Genomic DNA, 18,747 nt, shown 5'->3' on the forward strand with positions numbered 1-18,747 from the left:
CGCCTGGACCGCCGGTTATGCTGGGGCCCCGTGACCGAGCTGACCATCTCCGCCCGACCGGCCGCCGAGGCGAAGTCCGACGCCCTCATCCTCGCGGTCGTCGCCACCGACGACACCGGCAAGGACGCCGGCAAGGAGGCCGGCAGGGACGGCCGACCGGACGGGGCCGCGCTCGCACCCGGTCACGGGCTCCCACGCAAGACGGCGCGCCACCTCGAGGAGGTCGTCGCCGACCTCGGGCTCACCGGCAAGGCCGGGGAGGTCACGACGGTGGCCGCGGTGCCCGGCGTCGCCGCCAAGGTCGTGGTGCTCGCCGGGATCGGCGAGCTGGGCTCGGCGACGAGGTCGCTCGAGGACGTCCGCCGCGGCTTCGGCGCGGCTGCCCGGGGCCTGGCCAAGAAGCGCAGTGCCGTCGCCGTCGTCCCGGGGACGACCACCGAGCTCGTCGCTGCCGTGGCCGAGGGCCTGGCCCTCGGCGCCTACGCCCCGGCAAAGGTCACCTCCGCCCCGGGCGGCGCCTCGGTCGCTCGGCGTACCGACGGTGGCGATGCCCTCGCCTCCGTCCACCTCGTCGCTCCGGCCGACCGCGCGGCTCGCGACGCCGTGGAGCGGGCGGCGACGCTGGGTGGCGCCGTCGCCTACGCGCGGGACCTCGTCAACCTGCCGCCCAACCTGCTCTACCCCGCCAGCTTCGTCGACTCCGTGGGTGCCGCGGTCACGGACCTCAGGCGTGGACGGGGCGGCGGCACGGTGAGCCTCGAGACTCTCGACCTGGGGCAGCTGCGAGAGGGTGGCTTCGGCGGCATCGTCGGAGTCGGGCAGGGTTCCGTCAACGAGCCGCGGCTCGCCGTGCTCTCCTACGCCCCCTCGCGGCCCAAGGCGACCCTCGCCTTCGTCGGCAAGGGCATCACCTTCGACTCCGGCGGCCTCAACCTCAAGCCGGCCGCGAGCATGGGAACGATGAAGTCTGACATGGCCGGCGCGGCCGCCGTGGCCGCCGCCGTGCTCGCCGTCGCCGAGCTGGGGCTGCCCGTCGCCGTCACGGGCTACCTCGGCCTCGCGGAGAACCTGCCCAGCGGGTCTGCGCAGCGGCCGAGCGACGTCGTCACGATGCGGGGTGGCAAGACGGTCGAGATCCTCGACACCGACGCGGAGGGGCGGATGGTCCTCGCCGACTGCATCGCCCTCGCGAGCGAGTCGCGACCCGACGCCATCGTCGACGTCGCCACCCTCACCGGCGCCCAGGTCGTCGCGCTGGCGGACACCGCCGCCGTCATGGGCAACGACGACGCCTTCCGGGGCCGGGTCGTCGCGACCGCGGACGCCGTCGGCGAGGCGATGTGGCCGATGCCGCTGCCGCGGGAGCTGCGTCCCGTCCTGGACTCCCCCAGCGCCGACCTCGCGCACAAGGGCGGCCGGGAGGGCGGCATGCTGACGGCCGGCATCTTCCTCGGGGAGTTCGTCGGCGACGGCATCCCGTGGAGCCACATCGACATCGCCGGGCCCTCGTTCAACGGCAGCGGCCCGAGCGGCTACCAGCCCAAGGGTGGCACCGGCTTCGGGGTGCGCACCCTCGTGGCGCTGGCCGAGTCCTACGCCTGAGCGGGCGCCGCGGCCGGCGCGTCAGCCGCCCGGGGTCACCCGCCCGACTTGCGGCGGAACATCTGCTGGGCCTTGGCCGGCCCGTGGGCGCCGTGCACCTTGCTCCGGTCGGTGTCGTCGGAGACGTCCTTGCCGCCGTGGGCGTGCTTCTTGTCCAGGGCCGCTCGGAACTTGGCCTTCATCTCCTCGCTGGGGCCGGTGGACGACCCTTCCTGCTGGGACATGTGAGCTACCTCCTGGGACGACGGGCCGGACCCGTCCACCTTGTCAGCCGAGCGGCCTACGCGCCAGTGAGTTAGGCCCCGCCGCGGCGCTGCCGGGAGTTCCACTCCCGCATCCGGCTCGGGTAGCCGGTCTGGTTGACGTCGTAGACGGGTATGCCGAGCCGCTGGCAGGACTCGAAGGCGTCCCGGTGCGACCCGAGCGCCCGGCGGGTCCACTCCCCGTCGCCGGCGATGAGGACGACGGTTGTCGTCGTGACGGTCGTCGCGGGCTCGACGTAGGCCTCGACGCCGCGCCGGGACTCGGCGAAGGCCCGCAGGTGCGCGACCGCGGCCTTGCGGTCGATCTCCATCGCCGGCCCGTCCGAGCGGCCGCGCCGCTGCGTGCCGCGCGAGCGGCGGGAGAACCAACCCATGACCGCACTGTACGACGCGGAGGACGCGCGGACCGGGCACGACCTGCTTATGACGGGGCAGTCGATCAATGACAAGATGCTCCTGCGGCGAGCCTCCCCGACCGGGACGGGCAAGCCGGCGCTGGAGTGCACCGCCCGGACCACGAGCCCAGAGAAGCAAGGAGCACCGCCATGTCGGCGAGCGACGCTGGCGACCACGACGTCGTCATCCTCGGTGGCGGCTCCGGCGGGTACGCCTGCGCGCTCCGGGCCGCGCAGCTGGGCCTGCGGGTGGCACTCGTCGAGAAGGCCAGGCTCGGTGGCACGTGCCTGCACTCGGGCTGCATCCCCACCAAGGCGCTGCTGCACGTGGCGGAGACCGCCGACGTCGCGCGCGAGGGGGCCGCCATCGGGGTGCGCAGCACGGTCGAGTCGATCGACATGCCCGCCGTCCACGCGTACAAGGACGCGATCGTGGCCCGCCTGCACAAGGGGCTGCAGGGGCTGGTCTCCGGCGCCTCCATCGACTACGTCGAGGGCGCCGGAGTGCTCGACGGTCCCAAGACGGTGGTCGTCGGGCAGCGGCGGCTGACCGGGGCACACGTCGTGCTCGCGACCGGCAGCCACGCCAAGAGCCTGCCCGGTCTGCAGCTCGTCGGCCGGGTCATGACGAGCGACGAGGCCCTCCGGCTCGACGTCGTGCCCGAGCGGGTGGTGGTGCTCGGCGGCGGGGTCATCGGAGTCGAGTTCGCGTCGGTGTTCCGAAGCTTCGGCTCGGAGGTGACGATCGTCGAGGCGCTGCCACGGTTGGTCCCCGCCGAGGACCCGGCCATCTCCAAGCAGCTCGAGCGGTCGTTCCGCCGGCGTCGGATCACCGTCCGCACGGGCGCGCGGTTCGCCGGCGCGACACAGTCCGGCGACGTCGTGACCGTCTCGCTCGAGTCCGGCGACCGGATCGAGGCCGACCTGCTCCTCGTCGCGGTGGGCCGCGGCCCGGTGACGGCCGGGATGGGCTACGAGGAGGCCGGCATCACGCTCGACCGCGGCCATGTCAGGACCGACGAGCGCCTGCGCACCGGCGTCGACGGCGTGTATGCCGTCGGCGACATCGTCGCGGGCCCGCAGCTGGCGCACCGTGGCTTCGCCCAGGGCATCTTCGTCGCCGAGGAGATCGCCGGGCTCTCCCCGGCCGTCGTCGAGGACGCCAGCATCCCTAGGGTCACCTACTGCGACCCGGAGATCGCGAGCGTGGGGCTGACCGAGGCGCAGGCCCGGGAGCGTTTCGGGCAGGTCGAGACCTACGAGTACAACCTCGGCGGCAACGGCCGGTCGCAGATCCTCGGCACCCAGGGGTTCGTCAAGCTCGTGCGGCGCACCGACGGCCCCATCGTCGGCGTCTCGATGATCGGGGCCCGGATGGGTGAGCAGGTCGGCGAGGCGCAGCTCATCGTCGGCTGGGAGGCCCACCCGGAGGACGTCGCGGGCCTCGTCCACGCGCACCCGACCCAGAACGAGGCCCTCGGCGAGGCACACTTGGCCCTGGCCGGGAAGCCCCTGCACGCACATGCGTGACCTTTAGCCAGAACTGGAACGACAGGAGAACAAACGTCATGTCCGAACGCGTGACCATGCCGGCCCTGGGTGAATCCGTCACCGAGGGCACAGTCACCCGCTGGCTGAAGAACGTCGGCGACCGGGTCGAGGTCGACGAGCCCCTGCTCGAGGTCTCCACCGACAAGGTGGACACCGAGATCCCGTCGCCCGCGGCCGGGACGCTCCAGGAGATCCTCGTCCAGGAGGACGACACCGTCCCCGTCGGCGCCGATCTGGCGGTGATCGGCGAGGGCGCCGCGGCGCCGGCAGAGCCGGCCCCGGCAGCGGGCCAGCAGTCCGACCAGCTGCCCGAGCAGGCCGCCCCCGCCGACGAGCCCGTGCAGCCGTCGGACCAGGCGCTGGAGGCCGCCCACGGCACGGAGCGCGAGCCGCAGCCGGGCACGAGCGAGCCCGAGACGAGCTCGTCCCCGGCCGCGTCGCCCGCCCCCCCCTCCAGCGGGTCGTCCGGTGCCGGGTCCTCCGGCGGCGAGACGGTCACGATGCCCGCGCTCGGTGAGTCGGTGACCGAGGGCACCGTGACGCGCTGGCTCAAGGCCGAGGGCGACGACGTCGCCGTCGACGAGCCCCTCCTCGAGGTCTCCACCGACAAGGTGGACACGGAGATCCCGTCGCCGTATGCCGGCACGCTGACCAAGATCCTCGTCGGCGAGGACGAGACGGTGCCCGTCGGCGGCGAGCTCGCCGTCATCGGCGGCAGCCAGGCCGCGGCCGCCGCTCCTGCGCCGGCGCCCTCGGCCCCGGCGCCTGCTGCCGCGCCCACCCCGGCGCCCTCCGCCCCGGCCGCCCCGCCCCCGTCCACGGCCCCAGCGGCCCCGGCCGCGCCGGAGCAGCGGGAGGCCCCCACCGCGGAGTCGGACGCCGCGGCCTACGTCACTCCGCTCGTGCGCAAGCTCGCGGCCCAGCACGGGGTCGACCTCGGCTCGCTCAAGGGCACGGGCGTCGGGGGGCGCATCCGCAAGCAGGACGTCCTCGAGGCCGCGGAGGCCGCGAAGGCGCCCGCCCCGGAGCCGGCCGAGCAGCCGGCCGCCACCCCGGCCGCCCCCGCCGCGCCCGCGGCGGCCGCCACCGCCGCGGTCTCGCCGAAGCGCGGCACGCGCGAGAAGATGAGCCGGCTGCGCAAGGTCATCGCCGCCCGCATGGTGGAGTCGCTGCAGGTCTCGGCCCAGCTGACCACCGTCGTCGAGGTCGACCTCACCCGGGTCGCGAGGCTGCGCGACCGCGCCAAGCGCGAGTTCGAGGCACGCGAGGGCACCAAGCTGAGCTACCTGCCTTTCCTCGCCCTCGCGGCTGTCGAGGCGCTCAAGGCCCACCCCAACGTCAACGCCAGCGTCGAGGGCGACGAGATCATCTACCACGCGTCCGAGAACCTCTCCATCGCCGTGGACACCGAGAAGGGCCTGATCGTCCCGGTCGTCAAGAACGCCGGAGACCTCAACATCGCCGGACTCGCCCGGGCCATCGCCGACGTCGCCGACCGGACCCGCCGCAACAAGATCACGCCCGACGACCTGGCCGGTGGCACCTTCACGATCACCAACACCGGCAGCCGCGGAGCGCTCTTCGACACACCGATCATCAACCAGCCGCAGGTGGCGATCCTCGGCACCGGCAGCATCGTCAAGCGGCCGGTCGTGGTCACCGACCGCGACGGCGGCGAGACCATCGCCGTGCGCTCGATGATGTACCTCGCGTTGTCCTACGACCACCGGATCGTCGACGGCGCCGACGCCGCCCGGTTCCTCTCGACGATGAAGACGCGGCTCGAGGAGGGCAACTTCGAGTCCTCGCTCGGGCTCTGAGCCATGACGAAGCGCGTCGCCGTGGCCGGGTCCTCCGGACTCATCGGCGGCGCGCTTCGTCGTCTGCTCGCCGACCGGGGTGACGAGGTGCTGCGCCTCGTGCGCCGCCCGGCCCAGGCGCCGGACGAGGTGGCGTGGGACCCGGAGGCGGGGCGGCTCGACCCGGCCAGCCTCGAGAGGGTGGACGCCGTCGTCAACCTCGCCGGCGTCGGCATCGGTGACCATCGCTGGAGCGCGGAGCACAAGCGGGCCGTCGAGCGGTCACGGGTCGCCGCGACCGGGACGATCTCGCAGGCGCTCGTCTCCGTCCTCGAGACGACCGGGCGCCGCGTGCGGCTCGTCAACGGCTCCGCGGTGGGCTTCTACGGCGACCGCGGCGACGAGGTGCTCACCGAGGCGAGCCCCGCGGGGACGGACTTCCTCGCCGGACTGGTGACGCGCTGGGAGGCCGCCACGGCTCCGGCCGCGGAGGCCGGGCTGTCGGTGGCCACCGCGCGCACCGGCCTCGTCATGGCCGCCGACGGTGGAGCGTTCGCACCGCTCCTGCGCGTCACCCGGCTCGGTCTGGGCGGCCCACTGGGCTCGGGCCGTCAGTACTGGCCGTGGATCACCCTCGCCGACGAGGCGCGGGCCCTCGCCCATCTCATCGACCGCACCGACCTGACCGGTCCGGTCAACCTCGTGTCACCGAGCCCCGCTCCGCAGAAGGACATCGCCCGGGCGCTCGGGCGCGCCCTCTCCCGCCCGGCGGTGCTGCCCGCGCCCCGGTTCGCGATGCGGGCCATCGTCGGCGAGCTCGCCGACTCCATCGTCGCCAGCCAACGCGTCACTCCCTTCCGGCTGGCCGGCAGCGGCTTCGCGTTCGAGCATGCCGACCTGGACGGCGCGGTCAGGTGGCTGGTGGGGCGGTGACCGAGGCGAGCCGCCAGCCCGCAGCCCCTCGGACGACGGTGAAGTCGAGCTCCCGGCCGCGTTGCCCGGGCCGCCCGGTGCGCCGGCCTGCGGAGACGACTCCGTAGGCCGCCACGTCGACCCGGGCGCGGAGCACCGCCCGAGTGGGGGTGGCCGACACCGCGCGGGCCTGCGCCACGGACAGGCGCAGGCCGGCGTACGACTGGGCGTGGGCCGTCAGGGTGCGCAGCACCTGCTCGTCCTCGCGGAGCACGGCCGACCCCGCCTCGTGGACGGTGGTCAGCGCGGCCGCGTCCCGGGTGGTCAGCACCCGGGCCCGTCGGTCGGCGAGGGCCTGCAGCAGGCCCCTCGGGTCGAGGCGGGGGGCCGCCGGGTCGGTCATGACGTCGGCCACGCCGGCCGGCGTGGCGGCCGGCGTGGCGGCCGGCGTGGCGGCCGGCGTGGCGGCCGGCGGCGCCGACCGCGCGGTCCCCGAGGGCGTCGCTGCCGTCGGAGCCGCCGGCCCGGAGCGCCACCTCGGCGCGAGGGACCAGCCGAGGAGCAGGAGCGCGGTGAGCCCGACGACGGCTCCTGCCGCGAGGAACGCAGTGCGGCGAGGCAGCCAGCCGGACCGGCGCGGCGGCCTCGCCGGCTGTTCGGCTGCCTCACGGCGCAGCCGCTGCGTGAGTGCCGAGGCCTCGTCCGGGGCCACGACGACCTCGACCGGCTCGGCCGGCGCGGCGGCGAAGAACCGGCGCCCGACGTCGGACGACACGGGGCGCCGCGCCGGGTCAGGATCGATGCACGCAGCGACCACGTCGGCCAGCTCCGGGCCGACATGGCTGCGCACGGTCTCCAGGTCGAGCCGGATGGGTGTCTGGGGCGCGCCGTACCCCGCCAGGCAGTGCCAGGCCAACGCGCCGAGCGCGTAGACGTCGCTCGCCTCGGTGGGCGGGTCACCGGCCAGCACCTCGGGAGCCACGAACCCCTCCGTGCCGAGCACCTCGTCGGGCCCGCTCCCGGCGAGGCGCGCGGCCCCGAGGTCGGCGAGGAGCGGGCGCCCGTCCTCGGTGACGAGGACGTTGCCGGGCGTGATGTCGCAGTGGGTGCCGCCGGCCGCGTGCAGCGCGGCGACGGCCTCGCAGACCGGCGTGAGCAGCGTGACGGTCTCACCGGGCCGCAGGTGGCCACGAGCCCGCACGAGCGCGCGCACCGAGGCGCCGCGGACGAGGTCGAAGACGAGCGCGACCCGGCCGTCGTCGAGGTGCACGACGTCACGAAGGGGCACGAGGTGGTCGTGGCGCACCGCCGTGAGGACGTGCCGCTCGAGCTCGGCCTGGCGGTGCTGGGACTCATCGGACCGCGCGCGCGGCACCTTGACGGCGACCGGGCGGCCGACCGGGTCGGTGGCCGCCCACACCACGCTGGAGGCGCCCTCGCCGAGGACGTGTGCCAGCTGGTGGCCGGGGACGTGGGGCCGGACGTTCGCTGCCTCGCTCACCGGCCCATCGTCGCAAGGCCGGCCGCTGGGCCCCCGACGTTGTCCACAGGCCACCACCGCCCGGAAGGGGCCGACCCGTCGGTGCTCGTGCTGCAGCCCGCCGGCCCGGAAGGCCGAGCCGGGGCCGGGCGCGGGCCGGGCGCGGGCCGGGCGCGGTCCGTCAGTCGGGCTGCCCGGGGGTCAGCACGTCGACGACGCGGCCGCCCGCCGCACTCGTGCGGGCGGCGTCGATGACGGCGAGCACATGCACGCTGTCACGTGGGTCGACGGGCATCAGCGGCTGCGGGTCGTCGCTCGCCAGGGCCGCCGCGACGCCCCGGTAGAAGTCGGCGGGATCGGCCGGGGGGACGACCGGCCCGGGCGTGCGCTCGGTGCCCCGGACCAGCCAGCCGACCGCGTCGCCCTCGTCGGCGAAGTCCCGGAAGGCCGTCTCCTCCCCCGCCTGCCCCGCGACGACGAACGCGCCCGCCGACCCCGACACCCGCGCGCGTGGTCCCGGCGCGCCCGCGACCCAGCTGGCCGAGACGTGGGTCACGACACCGGAGGCGTGCCGGCACGCGAGGAACGTGTCGTCCTCGGACACCGTCGTGTGCGACGCGAGCTCGGCGTAGACGGTGACCACCTCCCCGTGCAGGAGCACGGCCTGGTCGAGCAGGTGCGAGTGCAGGTCGAGCAGTATGCCGCCGCCCTCCTCGGGTGCCACCTGCTGCCGCCACCGTGGCGCGGGCACCGGACGCCACCGGTCCCAGCGGTACTCCGCGCGGTACACCTCCCCCACCAGGGCCTCGTCCCGCACGGCGGTCAGCGCGAGGAACTCCCGGTCGTAGCGTCGGTTCTGGAAGACGGTGAGCGGCACGCCGTGGTGGGCCGCGAGGTCGACGACGGCGAGGGCGGCCGTCGCGTCCACCGCGAGCGGCTTGTCGACGACGAGCGGCAGGCCGGCGCCGATGACCTGCTCCGCCTGGGCGGCGTGGGCCCCGGTCGCCGAGGCGAGCACGACGAGGTCGACGCCGCCGGCCTCGAGCAGCGCGTCGAGGTCGGGCACCACGCGCGCCTGCGGCAGGTCCTCTCGCGCGGCGTCGGCCCGCGCCCGGTCGGACGTGGACACCGCGGCCACGGTGAGCCCCGCGGCGGCGAGCAGGGGGGCGTGGAACTGCCTCCCGGCGAGCCCGTATCCGACGAGGCCGACACGCAGGGAAGAGGATGACGGGACGGAGCTCGGCGGCATACGGCACACCCTCGCACACGCTGGCCGGAACGGGGCGCCACCTCGGCGCGGCGTAGGGTTTGCGCATGCGGTTCGTCCATCTGCCCGGGCTCGTCGACTACCAGCAGGGCTGGGAGCTGCAGCGCGAGACCCACGCGCGGGTCGTCGCCGGCGAGGCGCCGGACACCGTCTACCTGCTCGAGCACGTGGCGGTGTACACCGCGGGCAAGCGCACCGAGGCGCACGAACGCCCCACGGACGGCACGCCGGTCGTCGACGTCGACCGCGGCGGCAAGATCACCTGGCACGGCCCCGGGCAGATCACCGGCTACCCCATCGTGCGGCTGCCGGCGCCCATCGACGTCGTGGGCTACGTGCGCCACCTCGAGGAGATGATGATCCGTGTCTGCGCCGACTTCGGCGTCGAGGCCGGCCGGGTCCCCGGGGAGAGCGGCACGTGGATCGCCGCCGACGAGCGCGGCCCGCGCCGCAAGATCGGCGCCATCGGCATCAGGGTGAGCCGTCAGGTGGCCATGCACGGCTTCGCCCTCAACTGCGACCCGGATCTCTCGTGGGGCGAGGTCATCATCCCGTGCGGCATCGTCGGTGCCGGGGTCACCTCGCTGTCCTTCGAGCTCGGCCGCGACGTGCCCGTCACCGAGGTGCTGCCCCACGTGGAGAGGCACCTCGCCGACCTCCTGCCGACCCTGCGGCCCAACCGGCGCGTCGCCAGCTGACTGTCCCCGCGTGCCCCTACTGTGGCGTTCGACGACAGGGGTGATCGATGGACATCGCGGTGGGCACGACGGGCCTGCGCAAGACCTACCTCGGGCGGCGCGGTCGCCAGGTGGCGGTGCAGGGCCTGACGATGCGGGTCCCCGCCGGAGGTGTGCACGGCTTCCTCGGGCCCAACGGCTCGGGCAAGACGACGACGATCCGGATGCTGCTCGGCCTGGTCCGGCCCGACTCCGGCACGGCCGAGCTCTTCGGCCACGCGGTGCCGCAGCGCCTGCCGGAGGTCATCGACCGGGTCGGCGCGGTCGTCGAGTCGCCGAAGTTCTTCCCCGCCTTCACCGGCCACCAGAACCTCCGCCTCCTCGCCGACGCCATCGGCGCGCCGCACCGGCGCGTCGACGAGGTGCTCGAGGCCACCCACCTGCGTGAGCGGGGCGCGGACCGGTATGCCGGCTACTCCCTCGGCATGAAGCAGCGGCTCGCCATCGCGGCGACGCTGCTCAAGGACCCCGACCTGCTCATCTTCGACGAGCCGACCAACGGGCTGGACCCGGCCGGCATCCGCGAGATCCGCGACACGATGCGCGCCCTCGGCGCCTCCGGCAAGACCGTCCTCGTCAGCTCGCACCTGCTCGCCGAGGTGGAGCAGGTCGCCGACACGGTCTCGATCATCGGGCACGGCCGGCTGCTCGCCGAGGGGCCGGTCGCCGACATCCTGCGCGGCCCCGGCGCGGCCCAGGTGCGGGTCGGCGTCGCCACCCCCGACCGGGCGGCCGCGCTGCTCGCGCAGGAGGGCCTGCTCGTCACCCGTGAGGGGGAAGGCCTCATCGTGACCACCAGCGACCCCTCCCACGTCACCAGGGCGCTCGCCGGGCACGGCCTCTACGTCAGCGAGCTGACCCCGATCCGGCCCGACCTCGAGTCGGCGTTTCTCGCCCTCACCGCCGACGAAGGTCTCGGCGCCGGGGCGGACCACGTGAGACCGGCCTCCGGCCCCGACGTGGGGGCGGGTGCGGCATGAGCCACGGCACCGTCGACACCCGGACCAGTACCACGGCGACGAGCCGCCCGCCCGGCCCCTCGCTCGCCGGGCTCGTCGGCGTCGAGCTGCGCCGGCTGTGGTGGCGCCGCCTCACGAAGGTGGTGCTCGTCGCGGCTCTCGCGGTCATCGGGATCGCGACGTTCGCCGTGTACCAGGAGACGAAGCCGGAGACGATGGCCCAGCGGGTCGCCGACTACAACCGCATGGTCGCCGACATGAAGCAGCAGCGCGACGCCATGTCCGCCGCCGACAGGGCGCAGCAGCGCGCCGACTGCGAGAGGCAGCAGGCCGAGCAGCGCAAGACCGACCCCGCGGCCGACTTCCGCTGTGACCAGATGTTCGAGCCCCCGACGCCGGCCGCCTTCGGCCTCGTCAACACCGACCGTGGACAGCTGCTGCGCAAGCTCGTGCAGGACAGCACGTTCATCTTCGGCTTCCTCGCCTTCCTGCTCGGCACAAGCCTCGTCGCAGCCGAGTTCTCGTCCGGGTCGATGAGCAGCTGGCTCACCTTCCAGCCGCGGCGCCTCCGCGTCGGCACGGCCAAGCTCGCGGCCGCGACGCTCGGGGGCGCCGTCATCGGCACGCTGGCGGTCGCTCTCGCCACCCTCGGCGTCGCGCTCGTCACGGCCCTCAACCCGCCGGGCAGCGACACGGCGATGTCCGACGCCCCCGTCGTGGCCGGCGACTCCGTGGGTGCGAGCCTGGTCCGCGTCGTCGTCGCGGTCGCGCTCGGCGGCCTCGGCGGCGCGGCCATCGCGTTCCTCTTCCGCGCCACGGCCGGAGTCATGGGGATGGTCCTCGGGTATGCCGTCGTCGTCGAGGGCTTCATCGCCAACGGGTTGGCCGGGGGCCGGCTCAAGCCCTGGCTCGTGAGCCTCAACATCGAGGCGTTTGTCAAACACGACGCCACCTACTTCGCCACCGTCTGCGACGCGGATGGCTGCCGGGGCACGCAGTTGACCAACAGCTACACCCACGGCTGGGTCTACCTGCTCGTGCTCTCGGTCGTCGGCGTCGCGGCCGGCCTCACCGCCTTCCGGCGGCGCGACGTGAGCTGACCGGGCGCCACGGCGGTGCGGCAGGGCGGCATACGGGTGGGGCGTATGCCGGGAGGTGCGGGCCCCCGGCGTAGGCTGTCCCGGGCAGCATCCCCCTTCCCCGAGGAGCATCCCGTGACTGTTGCACCGGACGGTCGTCGGCTGCTGCGCGTCGAGGCGCGCAACGCCGAGACCCCCATCGAGCGCAAGCCGACGTGGATCCGCACGACGGCCAAGATGGGGCCGGAATACACGGCGCTGCACTCGATGGTCAAGAGCGAGGGCCTGCACACCGTGTGCCAGGAGGCCGGCTGCCCCAACATCTACGAGTGCTGGGAGGACCGCGAGGCGACCTTCCTCATCGGCGGGGACACGTGCACCCGCCGCTGCGACTTCTGCGACATCGCCACGGGCCGGCCCCAGGCGCTCGACCTCGACGAGCCGCGCCGGGTCGCCGAGTCGGTCCGCCGGATGGGGCTGCGCTACTCGACCGTGACCGGCGTCGCCCGCGACGACCAGCCGGACGGCGCGGCGGGGCTCTATGCCGAGACGATCCGGCAGATCCACGTGCTCAACCCCAACACCGGCGTCGAGATCCTCCCTCCGGACTTCGGCGCCAAGCCGGAGCTCGTCGGCCGGGTCTTCGACGCGCGGCCCGAGGTCTTCGCGCACAACCTCGAGACCGTGCCGCGGATCTTCAAGCGGATCCGGCCCGCCTTCACCTACGAGAAGTCCCTGCGCGTCCTGACGATGGCACGCGAGGCCGGGCTCGTGACGAAGTCCAACCTCATCCTCGGCATGGGCGAGACCGACACCGAGATCGAGGAGGCCATCGGCGACCTGCACCAGGCCGGCTGCGACATCCTCACCATCACCCAGTACCTCCGGCCCTCGAAGCTGCACCACCCCATCGACCGGTGGGTCAAGCCGGAGGAGTTCGTCCACTGGTCCGAGCGTGCGGAGGGGATGGGGTTCAAGGGCGTCATGGCCGGTCCCCTCGTGCGCAGCTCCTACCGGGCCGGCCGGCTGTGGGCGACGGCGATGCGCAAGTGGGGCCGGCCCATCCCGGCCCACCTCGAGCACCTCGACACGGGGACCGAGGCACCAGCCCGCCAGGAGGCCGCCGCATTGGTGGCCCGCCAGCACTCCGCCGTATCCTGACCCTCATGGCACGCAACAAGGACGCCGGCGCGACGGCTACGCCGGCCAAGGGCAAGAAGACCGGGCGGCTCTCCCAGATCTGGGGCGTCTACAAGGCCGCCAAGGTCGCCGACCCGGCCATCGGGTGGTGGATGCTCCTGTCCTTCCTCGTCACCTTCGGCGCGCTGCTCCTGGTGGGCTTCCTTGTCAGGATGCCGGTGCTGTTCGGCATCTCCGGCGTGCTCTTCGGTGTCCTCGTCGCGACGATCGTGATGAGCCGGCGGGCCGAGCGGGCGGCATACGCCCAGATCGAGGGGCAGGCCGGCGCCGTCGGGGCGGCGCTGACGTCCATCCGACGCGGGTGGTACACCGACCGTGAGCCCGTCGCCGCCGACGTCGCCCGAGCGGGAGACGTGAGCAGCGCTGCCATGGTCTACCGGGCGCTGGGCCGTCCGGGCGTCGTGCTGATCGGCGAGGGCCCGACGGGGCGGGTGCAAAAGCTGCTGGTCGCCGAGAAGAAGCGCGTGGAGCGGGTGGCTCCGGGGGTGCCGGTCACGACGCTGCGGGTCGGCACCGGCGAGGGTGAGGTGCCACTCGCCAAGGTCGCGAGCAAGGTGCAGCGGCTCAAGCCCGCCATCTCCAAGGACGAGATGGCCGTGGTGAACAAGCGGCTCAAGGCCCTCGGCGGCCTGCGCCCCCCGCTGCCCCCCGGTGTCGACCCGGCCCGCGCCCGCATGGACCGCAAGGCGCTGCGCGGCCGCTGACGGCCACGTGGCCGACCGGCGCGGCGTCGCCCCCGGGTGCATGCCTTGATCCGTCGCCTCGGGCGCCGCTTACGGCGTCGACCCACGCGCGTCGATCAACTGGCGGATCAGCTGGCACGTGCTGCTGCCATGACGACACCACGTGCGAGCTGATCCGCCAGTTGATCCGCCAGTTGATCCGCGCGGGGCTCCTCGCGAGGACTGTGCCCGTATGCCGCCCAGCGTGCACGCTGGCAGCCGGCGGGTGGGGGCAGCCGACTCAGCGGGTGCGGACGATGACGGTGTTCGGCACCCGGTCGTGCAGGCCCCGGCCGTCCCGGTCCCAGAAGACCGCCGGGAGGAACAGGCAGAGCAGCACGGTGCGGGCCAGCACCTGGAGGAAGGTGGCCCGGCCGCCACTCAGGCCGCGCACCTGCAGCCCCGCGGCGCGGTGGCCCAGGGTGAAGCCGAGGGTCCCCACGAGCAGCAGGTTCTCCAGAGCGAAGACCGCGAGGACCAGGAAGCTTCGCGGACCGCCCTGGCCCCACGGGACGCCCAGGAAGGCGGCCGCGATGAGCTGGCAGACCGTCCAGTCGACCAGGACCGCGACGAGGCGCCGACCGAAGGTGCCGATGGCGCCTGGGCCGCTGGGCGGCATACCGAGGCCCTGGCCCGGATACTGCCCCGCACTCGTGCGCGCGCGCGGGCCCTCGAGCCACGCGCCGATGTCCCTGCGATCCACGCGGCCAGCCTACGGCGCGTAACACCCGGGAAACATTCGGGTCATGGCCGGGAAACCGGTTTCGAGTAGGGTCGGTCCCGACAGCACGGGCCGTCGAGCGCATTCTCACGCCCGCGACCCGCACGACTTCATGGAGGTTGGATGTTCAGCTCAGCTGACGAGGTCCTCAAGTACATCAACGAAGAGGACATCAAGTTCGTCGACATTCGGTTCTGCGATCTTCCCGGTGTCATGCAGCACTTCAACGTGCCGGCTGAGTCGGTCGACGAGGACTTCTTCACCGTCGGTCAGATGTTCGACGGCTCCTCGATCCGCGGTTTCCAGGCGATCCACGAGTCCGACATGAAGCTCGTGCCCGACCCCGCCACGGCCTTCGTCGATCCCTACCGCGTCGAGAAGACGCTAGTGATGAACTTCTCGATCCTCGACCCCTTCACGGACGAGCGCTACAGCCGCGACCCGCGCAACATCGCGAGCAAGGCCGAGGAGTACCTCAAGTCGACGGGCATCGCCGACACCGCCTACTTCGGCGCCGAGGCGGAGTTCTACGTCTTCGACGACGTGCGCTTCGAGACCAAGCAGAACGCCGGCTACTACTACATCGACTCCATCGAGGCGGCGTGGAACACCGGCCGCGAGGAGGACGGCGGCAACCGCGGCTACAAGACCCGCTACAAGGGTGGCTACTTCCCCGTCTCGCCGGTCGACCACTTCGCCGACTTCCGCGACCAGGTCTGCCTCAAGCTCAAGGAGGTCGGGCTCAACGTCGAGCGCAGCCACCACGAGGTCGGCACGGCGGGCCAGATGGAGATCAACTACCGCTTCAACACGCTGCTGCACTCCGGCGACGACATGATGAAGTTCAAGTACGTCGTCAAGAACCAGGCGTGGGAGGCCGGCCGCAGCGCCACCTTCATGCCGAAGCCGCTCTTCGGAGACAACGGCTCGGGCATGCACACGCACCAGTCGCTGTGGAAGAACGGCGAGCCGCTGTTCTACGACGAGCGCGGCTACGGCGGCCTGTCGGACCTGGCGCGCTGGTACATCGGCGGGCTGCTCAAGCACGCCCCCTCGCTGCTCGCCTTCACCAACCCGACGATCAACAGCTACCACCGGCTCGTTCCCGGGTACGAGGCCCCGGTCAACCTCGTCTACTCGGCCCGTAACCGCTCGGCCTGCGTGCGCATCCCGATCACCGGCACGTCGCCGAAGGCCAAGCGCATCGAGTTCCGCGTGCCGGACCCGTCGGCGAACCCCTACCTGTCGTTCGCGGCCCAGCTCATGGCCGGCCTCGACGGCATCAAGAACCGGATCGAGCCGCCGGAGCCGGTCGACAAGGACCTCTACGAGCTGCCGCCGGAGGAGCACGCCGCCATCGAGCAGGTGCCCGGCTCGCTCCCGGAGGTGCTGAACGCGCTCGAGGCCGACCACGACTACCTCCTCGAGGGCGACGTGTTCACCAAGGACCTCATCGAGGCCTGGATCGACTACAAGCGCAAGAACGAGGTGGACCCGATCCGCTTCCGCCCGCACCCGCACGAGTTCGAGATGTACTACGACCTCTGATCGTTGCTCGGCCTGGAGGCCCCGACCCGCACGTGCGGGTCGGGGCTTCGCCGCCTGCCGGTGGGCCGGGATGCCGCCGTCGAGCTGCTCGACGTGCTGAGGAAGGGACGCAGACGTGACTGCTGGAACCACCCGGTCCGATGAACCCCGGCTCCCTGTCGTCGCCCGCTCCCGTGAGCAGCTGCGCGAGGCGCGGGCGGCGCTCGACGACGGCGACGTGGCCGTCGTCATGACGATGGGCGCCCTGCACGAGGGCCACGCGACGCTCATCCGCACGGCGCGCAGGACCCACGCGCACGTCGTCGTGACGATCTTCCTCAACCCGCTCCAGTTCGGGCCCAAGGAGGACCTCTCCCGGTACCCGCGCACCTTCGACGCCGATCTGCGGATCTGCACGGAGGCCGGCGTCGACGTCGTCTTCGCACCGACCCCGGACGTCATCTACCCCGACGGCGACCCGGGCGTGCGCATCGCGGCGGGGCCCCTCGGTGACGTGCTCGAGGGCCAGGCGCGCCCGGGGCATTTCGACGGCATGCTCACGGTCGTCGCCAAGCTCATGCACCTGACCCGTTGCACATCGGCCTACTACGGCCAGAAGGACGCCCAGCAGCTGCTCCTGATCCGGCGGATGTGCCGGGACCTCGACTTCCCGGTGCGGGTCATCGCCGCGCCGACGGTCCGCGAGCCCGACGGGCTGGCGATGTCGAGCCGCAACACCTACCTGACGCCGTCGGACCGGGAGGTGGCCCGGTGCCTGTCCGCGGCCCTGCGGGCGGGTGCAGCGGCGGCGACCGAGGGGCCCTCGGCGATCCGACGGGCCGCGCGGGCGGTCGTCGTGCGCGAGCCGCTCGCCCTCATCGACTACCTCGTGCTCGTCCACCCAGAGACGCTCGAGGACGTGCCGGAGTGGTATCGAGGCGAGGCCCTGCTCGCTGTGGCCGGACGCGTCGGCGCCACCCGTCTCATCGACAACCTGCCCGTGCTCGTCGGCCCGGGCGGCGGCGCGCTGGAGGTCTTCTCGCCCGACGCGTCGGCCGTCTCCGGGCCCTTGACAATCAAGGTGTAGAAGCCGGGGTGTGAGTCCGCCTGTCTCCAGGAGAGCTCATGCGATGTGGTTGGTCAGGGTGCGGAACCCGAGGGCCGAGCCGCTCAGGGGAGGGCGAGGTATGCCGTGGGCCCCCCTGTCACGGCGGTCCAGCGGCTGGGTGGCACCCCGTACTGACCCACGAACCACCGGGAGAAGCTGCTCACCTCCGCGAATCCGAGTCGCTCGGCGATCTCGGTCATCGACAGTCCACTGGTGAGGCACCGCTCCGCCCGGTTTCGCCGGACCTGGGCCACCAGACCCGTGAAGGTCTCACCCTCGGTCTCGAGCCAGCGGTGGACAGTGCGCCGATCCACGCCCAGTGACGCGGCAACTCGGTCAGCCGAGCAGCGGCCGATAGGCAGCAGGTCCTCGATGATGCCGCGCACCTGCTCGACCCGGTCCTCAGTGCCCGGGGTGGCCATGGCGGTCAGGTACTGCCGCGCATAGATGCGCCGCCGCGGATCATCCACGGGGCGTTCCTCGTCAATCACCGCCGCGTCGAACTCGACGCTGTCGGTCTCGGCACAGAACTGGACGACCGTGCCGAGGATCTGCTCGTGTTCGCTTGTGTCGGCAGGGCCCGGGTGGCGGAAGGTAACGCGGCGCGGCACCGCCCCCGTGCCGAGGGTCTGTGTGGCCAGGCTGCAGATGACGGCGGCGACGAGCTCGGCCGCTTGGGTGTGCCTGATGGGCGACCGGAAGTCGAAGCGGGTCACCGCACTGGTCGTCGCTCCCCGGTCGACCAACCGCAACCGCAAGGACTCGTTGTATGCCGGCCAGAACCTTGCCAGCGTGAGCAGCGCCTCCCGGAGGGTCGGCTCCTCGGTGAGCACCAGGCTGATCGGACCGAGCGTAGTGACGTTGCGCCGCAACGACATTCGCAGTCCGACGGTCGGGCACCCGGACATCAGCGCCGCGGCCTCCATGACCAGGGCGACGTCGTCTGCGGGCGCCCAGGCGTCCGGCTGGTCGAGCAGGTCGGGATCGAGTCCCTGTCGACGCATGAGGGCACGATGGTCCACCGCCACCTCCCGGCAAACGGACGCGAAACCGGAGAGGGCGGCATACCGGACGATCGGTTGTGATCGCATGATGTCCCGGATTGTCAATCTGTCCGTCCCAGATCGTCAAGCATCGGCATCGCTGTCCTACCTACCTTCGATGTGTTGCCGCACCGCGACGGCACGGATCGAGCAAGGGAGCTGGTCATGGCGGGCGCCATCGACTTCGAGCGCACTGGGGGACCCGAGGTCCTGGAATGGACCGACGTGCACGTCGGGGAGCCCGGCCCCGGCATGGTGCGCGTCCGACATGACGCGGTCGGCCTCAACTTCGCCGACACCTACTTCCGCACCGGGCTCTATCCTGCGCCGCTCCCCTCCGGCATGGGTGTCGAGGCCGCGGGTGTCGTCGAGGAGGTCGGCC

Annotated in this window: 18 protein-coding genes; 12 read left to right on the forward strand and 6 right to left on the reverse strand. The window is 72.9% G+C overall.

Going from position 1 to position 18,747, the window contains the following annotated elements; genetic code table 11:
* The first annotated feature begins 30 nt into the window (after positions 1 to 30).
* Positions 31 to 1,602: a leucyl aminopeptidase gene (locus tag VFJ94_RS03040; protein ID WP_325002704.1), complete on the forward strand. Its 1,572-nt coding sequence runs from the start codon at positions 31 to 33 to the stop codon at positions 1,600 to 1,602.
* A gap of 35 nt (positions 1,603 to 1,637) precedes the next feature.
* Here VFJ94_RS03040 and VFJ94_RS03045 read toward each other — a convergent pair whose 3' ends face one another.
* Positions 1,638 to 1,826 (reverse strand): DUF5302 domain-containing protein, encoded by a 189-nt coding sequence (locus tag VFJ94_RS03045; RefSeq protein WP_325002705.1) that lies wholly within the window; start codon positions 1,824 to 1,826, stop codon positions 1,638 to 1,640.
* Positions 1,827 to 1,897: 71 nt separating this feature from the next.
* Positions 1,898 to 2,239 (reverse strand): hypothetical protein, encoded by a 342-nt coding sequence (locus VFJ94_RS03050; RefSeq protein WP_325002706.1) that lies wholly within the window; start codon positions 2,237 to 2,239, stop codon positions 1,898 to 1,900.
* A gap of 171 nt (positions 2,240 to 2,410) precedes the next feature.
* On the opposite strand from VFJ94_RS03050, the gene lpdA reads away from it, so the two are divergent.
* Genes lpdA through VFJ94_RS03065 form a run of 3 tightly spaced genes read left to right on the forward strand, consistent with a single transcriptional unit; the run spans position 2,411 to position 6,543 of the window.
* Complete coding sequence (lpdA, locus tag VFJ94_RS03055) at positions 2,411 to 3,790, forward strand: dihydrolipoyl dehydrogenase (RefSeq protein ID WP_325002707.1); 1,380 nt, start codon at positions 2,411 to 2,413, stop codon at positions 3,788 to 3,790.
* Between the two features lie 38 nt (positions 3,791 to 3,828).
* Entirely contained in the window at positions 3,829 to 5,631 is a 1,803-nt protein-coding gene (gene sucB / locus VFJ94_RS03060; RefSeq protein WP_325002708.1) for a 2-oxoglutarate dehydrogenase, E2 component, dihydrolipoamide succinyltransferase, read from the forward strand.
* Positions 5,632 to 5,634: 3 nt separating this feature from the next.
* Positions 5,635 to 6,543 (forward strand): TIGR01777 family oxidoreductase, encoded by a 909-nt coding sequence (locus VFJ94_RS03065; protein ID WP_325002709.1) that lies wholly within the window; start codon positions 5,635 to 5,637, stop codon positions 6,541 to 6,543.
* Here VFJ94_RS03065 and VFJ94_RS03070 read toward each other — a convergent pair.
* Both VFJ94_RS03070 and VFJ94_RS03075 read right to left on the reverse strand, forming a co-directional pair.
* Positions 6,521 to 8,023, reverse strand: coding sequence for a serine/threonine-protein kinase (locus VFJ94_RS03070; RefSeq protein WP_325002710.1), 1,503 nt, complete (start codon positions 8,021 to 8,023; stop codon positions 6,521 to 6,523). The two genes, VFJ94_RS03065 and VFJ94_RS03070, sit on opposite strands and share 23 nt — an antisense overlap.
* A gap of 160 nt (positions 8,024 to 8,183) precedes the next feature.
* Positions 8,184 to 9,251, reverse strand: a complete 1,068-nt coding sequence (locus VFJ94_RS03075; RefSeq protein ID WP_325002711.1) for a Gfo/Idh/MocA family protein — start codon at positions 9,249 to 9,251, stop codon at positions 8,184 to 8,186.
* A 65-nt stretch (positions 9,252 to 9,316) separates the two neighbouring features.
* On the opposite strand from VFJ94_RS03075, the gene lipB reads away from it, so the two are divergent.
* The 5 genes from lipB to VFJ94_RS03100 all read left to right on the forward strand — a co-directional run bounded on the left by lipB (position 9,317) and on the right by VFJ94_RS03100 (position 13,948).
* Positions 9,317 to 9,967 (forward strand): lipoyl(octanoyl) transferase LipB, encoded by a 651-nt coding sequence (lipB, locus tag VFJ94_RS03080; protein WP_325002712.1) that lies wholly within the window; start codon positions 9,317 to 9,319, stop codon positions 9,965 to 9,967.
* Positions 9,968 to 10,014: 47 nt separating this feature from the next.
* On the forward strand, positions 10,015 to 10,986 hold the full coding sequence (locus VFJ94_RS03085) for an ABC transporter ATP-binding protein (RefSeq protein ID WP_325002713.1): 972 nt from the start codon (positions 10,015 to 10,017) through the stop codon (positions 10,984 to 10,986).
* A complete protein-coding gene (locus VFJ94_RS03090; RefSeq protein ID WP_325002714.1) occupies positions 10,983 to 12,065 on the forward strand; it encodes a hypothetical protein in 1,083 nt (360 codons plus the stop codon). The genes VFJ94_RS03085 and VFJ94_RS03090 overlap by 4 nt, the downstream gene beginning before the upstream one ends.
* A gap of 114 nt (positions 12,066 to 12,179) precedes the next feature.
* Positions 12,180 to 13,205, forward strand: coding sequence for a lipoyl synthase (gene lipA, locus VFJ94_RS03095; RefSeq protein ID WP_325002715.1), 1,026 nt, complete (start codon positions 12,180 to 12,182; stop codon positions 13,203 to 13,205).
* A gap of 5 nt (positions 13,206 to 13,210) precedes the next feature.
* On the forward strand, positions 13,211 to 13,948 hold the full coding sequence (locus VFJ94_RS03100; protein ID WP_325002716.1) for a DUF4191 domain-containing protein: 738 nt from the start codon (positions 13,211 to 13,213) through the stop codon (positions 13,946 to 13,948).
* 259 nt (positions 13,949 to 14,207) lie between these two features.
* Here the strand turns inward: VFJ94_RS03100 and VFJ94_RS03105 are convergent, their stop codons facing one another.
* Positions 14,208 to 14,669 (reverse strand): RDD family protein, encoded by a 462-nt coding sequence (locus VFJ94_RS03105; protein ID WP_325002717.1) that lies wholly within the window; start codon positions 14,667 to 14,669, stop codon positions 14,208 to 14,210.
* Positions 14,670 to 14,810: 141 nt separating this feature from the next.
* Here VFJ94_RS03105 and glnA point away from each other — a divergent pair, with 141 nt between their 5' ends.
* The gene (gene glnA / locus VFJ94_RS03110) at positions 14,811 to 16,235 is read left to right on the forward strand and encodes a type I glutamate--ammonia ligase (RefSeq protein WP_325002718.1); all 1,425 of its coding nucleotides are present in this window, start codon (positions 14,811 to 14,813) and stop codon (positions 16,233 to 16,235) included.
* A 115-nt stretch (positions 16,236 to 16,350) separates the two neighbouring features.
* Positions 16,351 to 17,301 (forward strand): pantoate--beta-alanine ligase, encoded by a 951-nt coding sequence (gene panC, locus VFJ94_RS03115; protein ID WP_325002719.1) that lies wholly within the window; start codon positions 16,351 to 16,353, stop codon positions 17,299 to 17,301.
* Between the two features lie 83 nt (positions 17,302 to 17,384).
* Here panC and VFJ94_RS03120 read toward each other — a convergent pair whose 3' ends face one another.
* A complete protein-coding gene (locus VFJ94_RS03120; protein WP_325002720.1) occupies positions 17,385 to 18,413 on the reverse strand; it encodes an AraC family transcriptional regulator in 1,029 nt (342 codons plus the stop codon).
* 117 nt (positions 18,414 to 18,530) lie between these two features.
* On the opposite strand from VFJ94_RS03120, the gene VFJ94_RS03125 reads away from it, so the two are divergent.
* Positions 18,531 to 18,747 (forward strand): alcohol dehydrogenase catalytic domain-containing protein (locus VFJ94_RS03125; RefSeq protein WP_325002721.1); only part of this gene is annotated, 217 nt, incomplete at its 3' end.

It is taken from the genome of Intrasporangium sp. (assembly GCF_035688975.1).
In the GTDB taxonomy this organism is placed as follows: domain Bacteria; phylum Actinomycetota; class Actinomycetes; order Actinomycetales; family Dermatophilaceae; genus CALMNV01.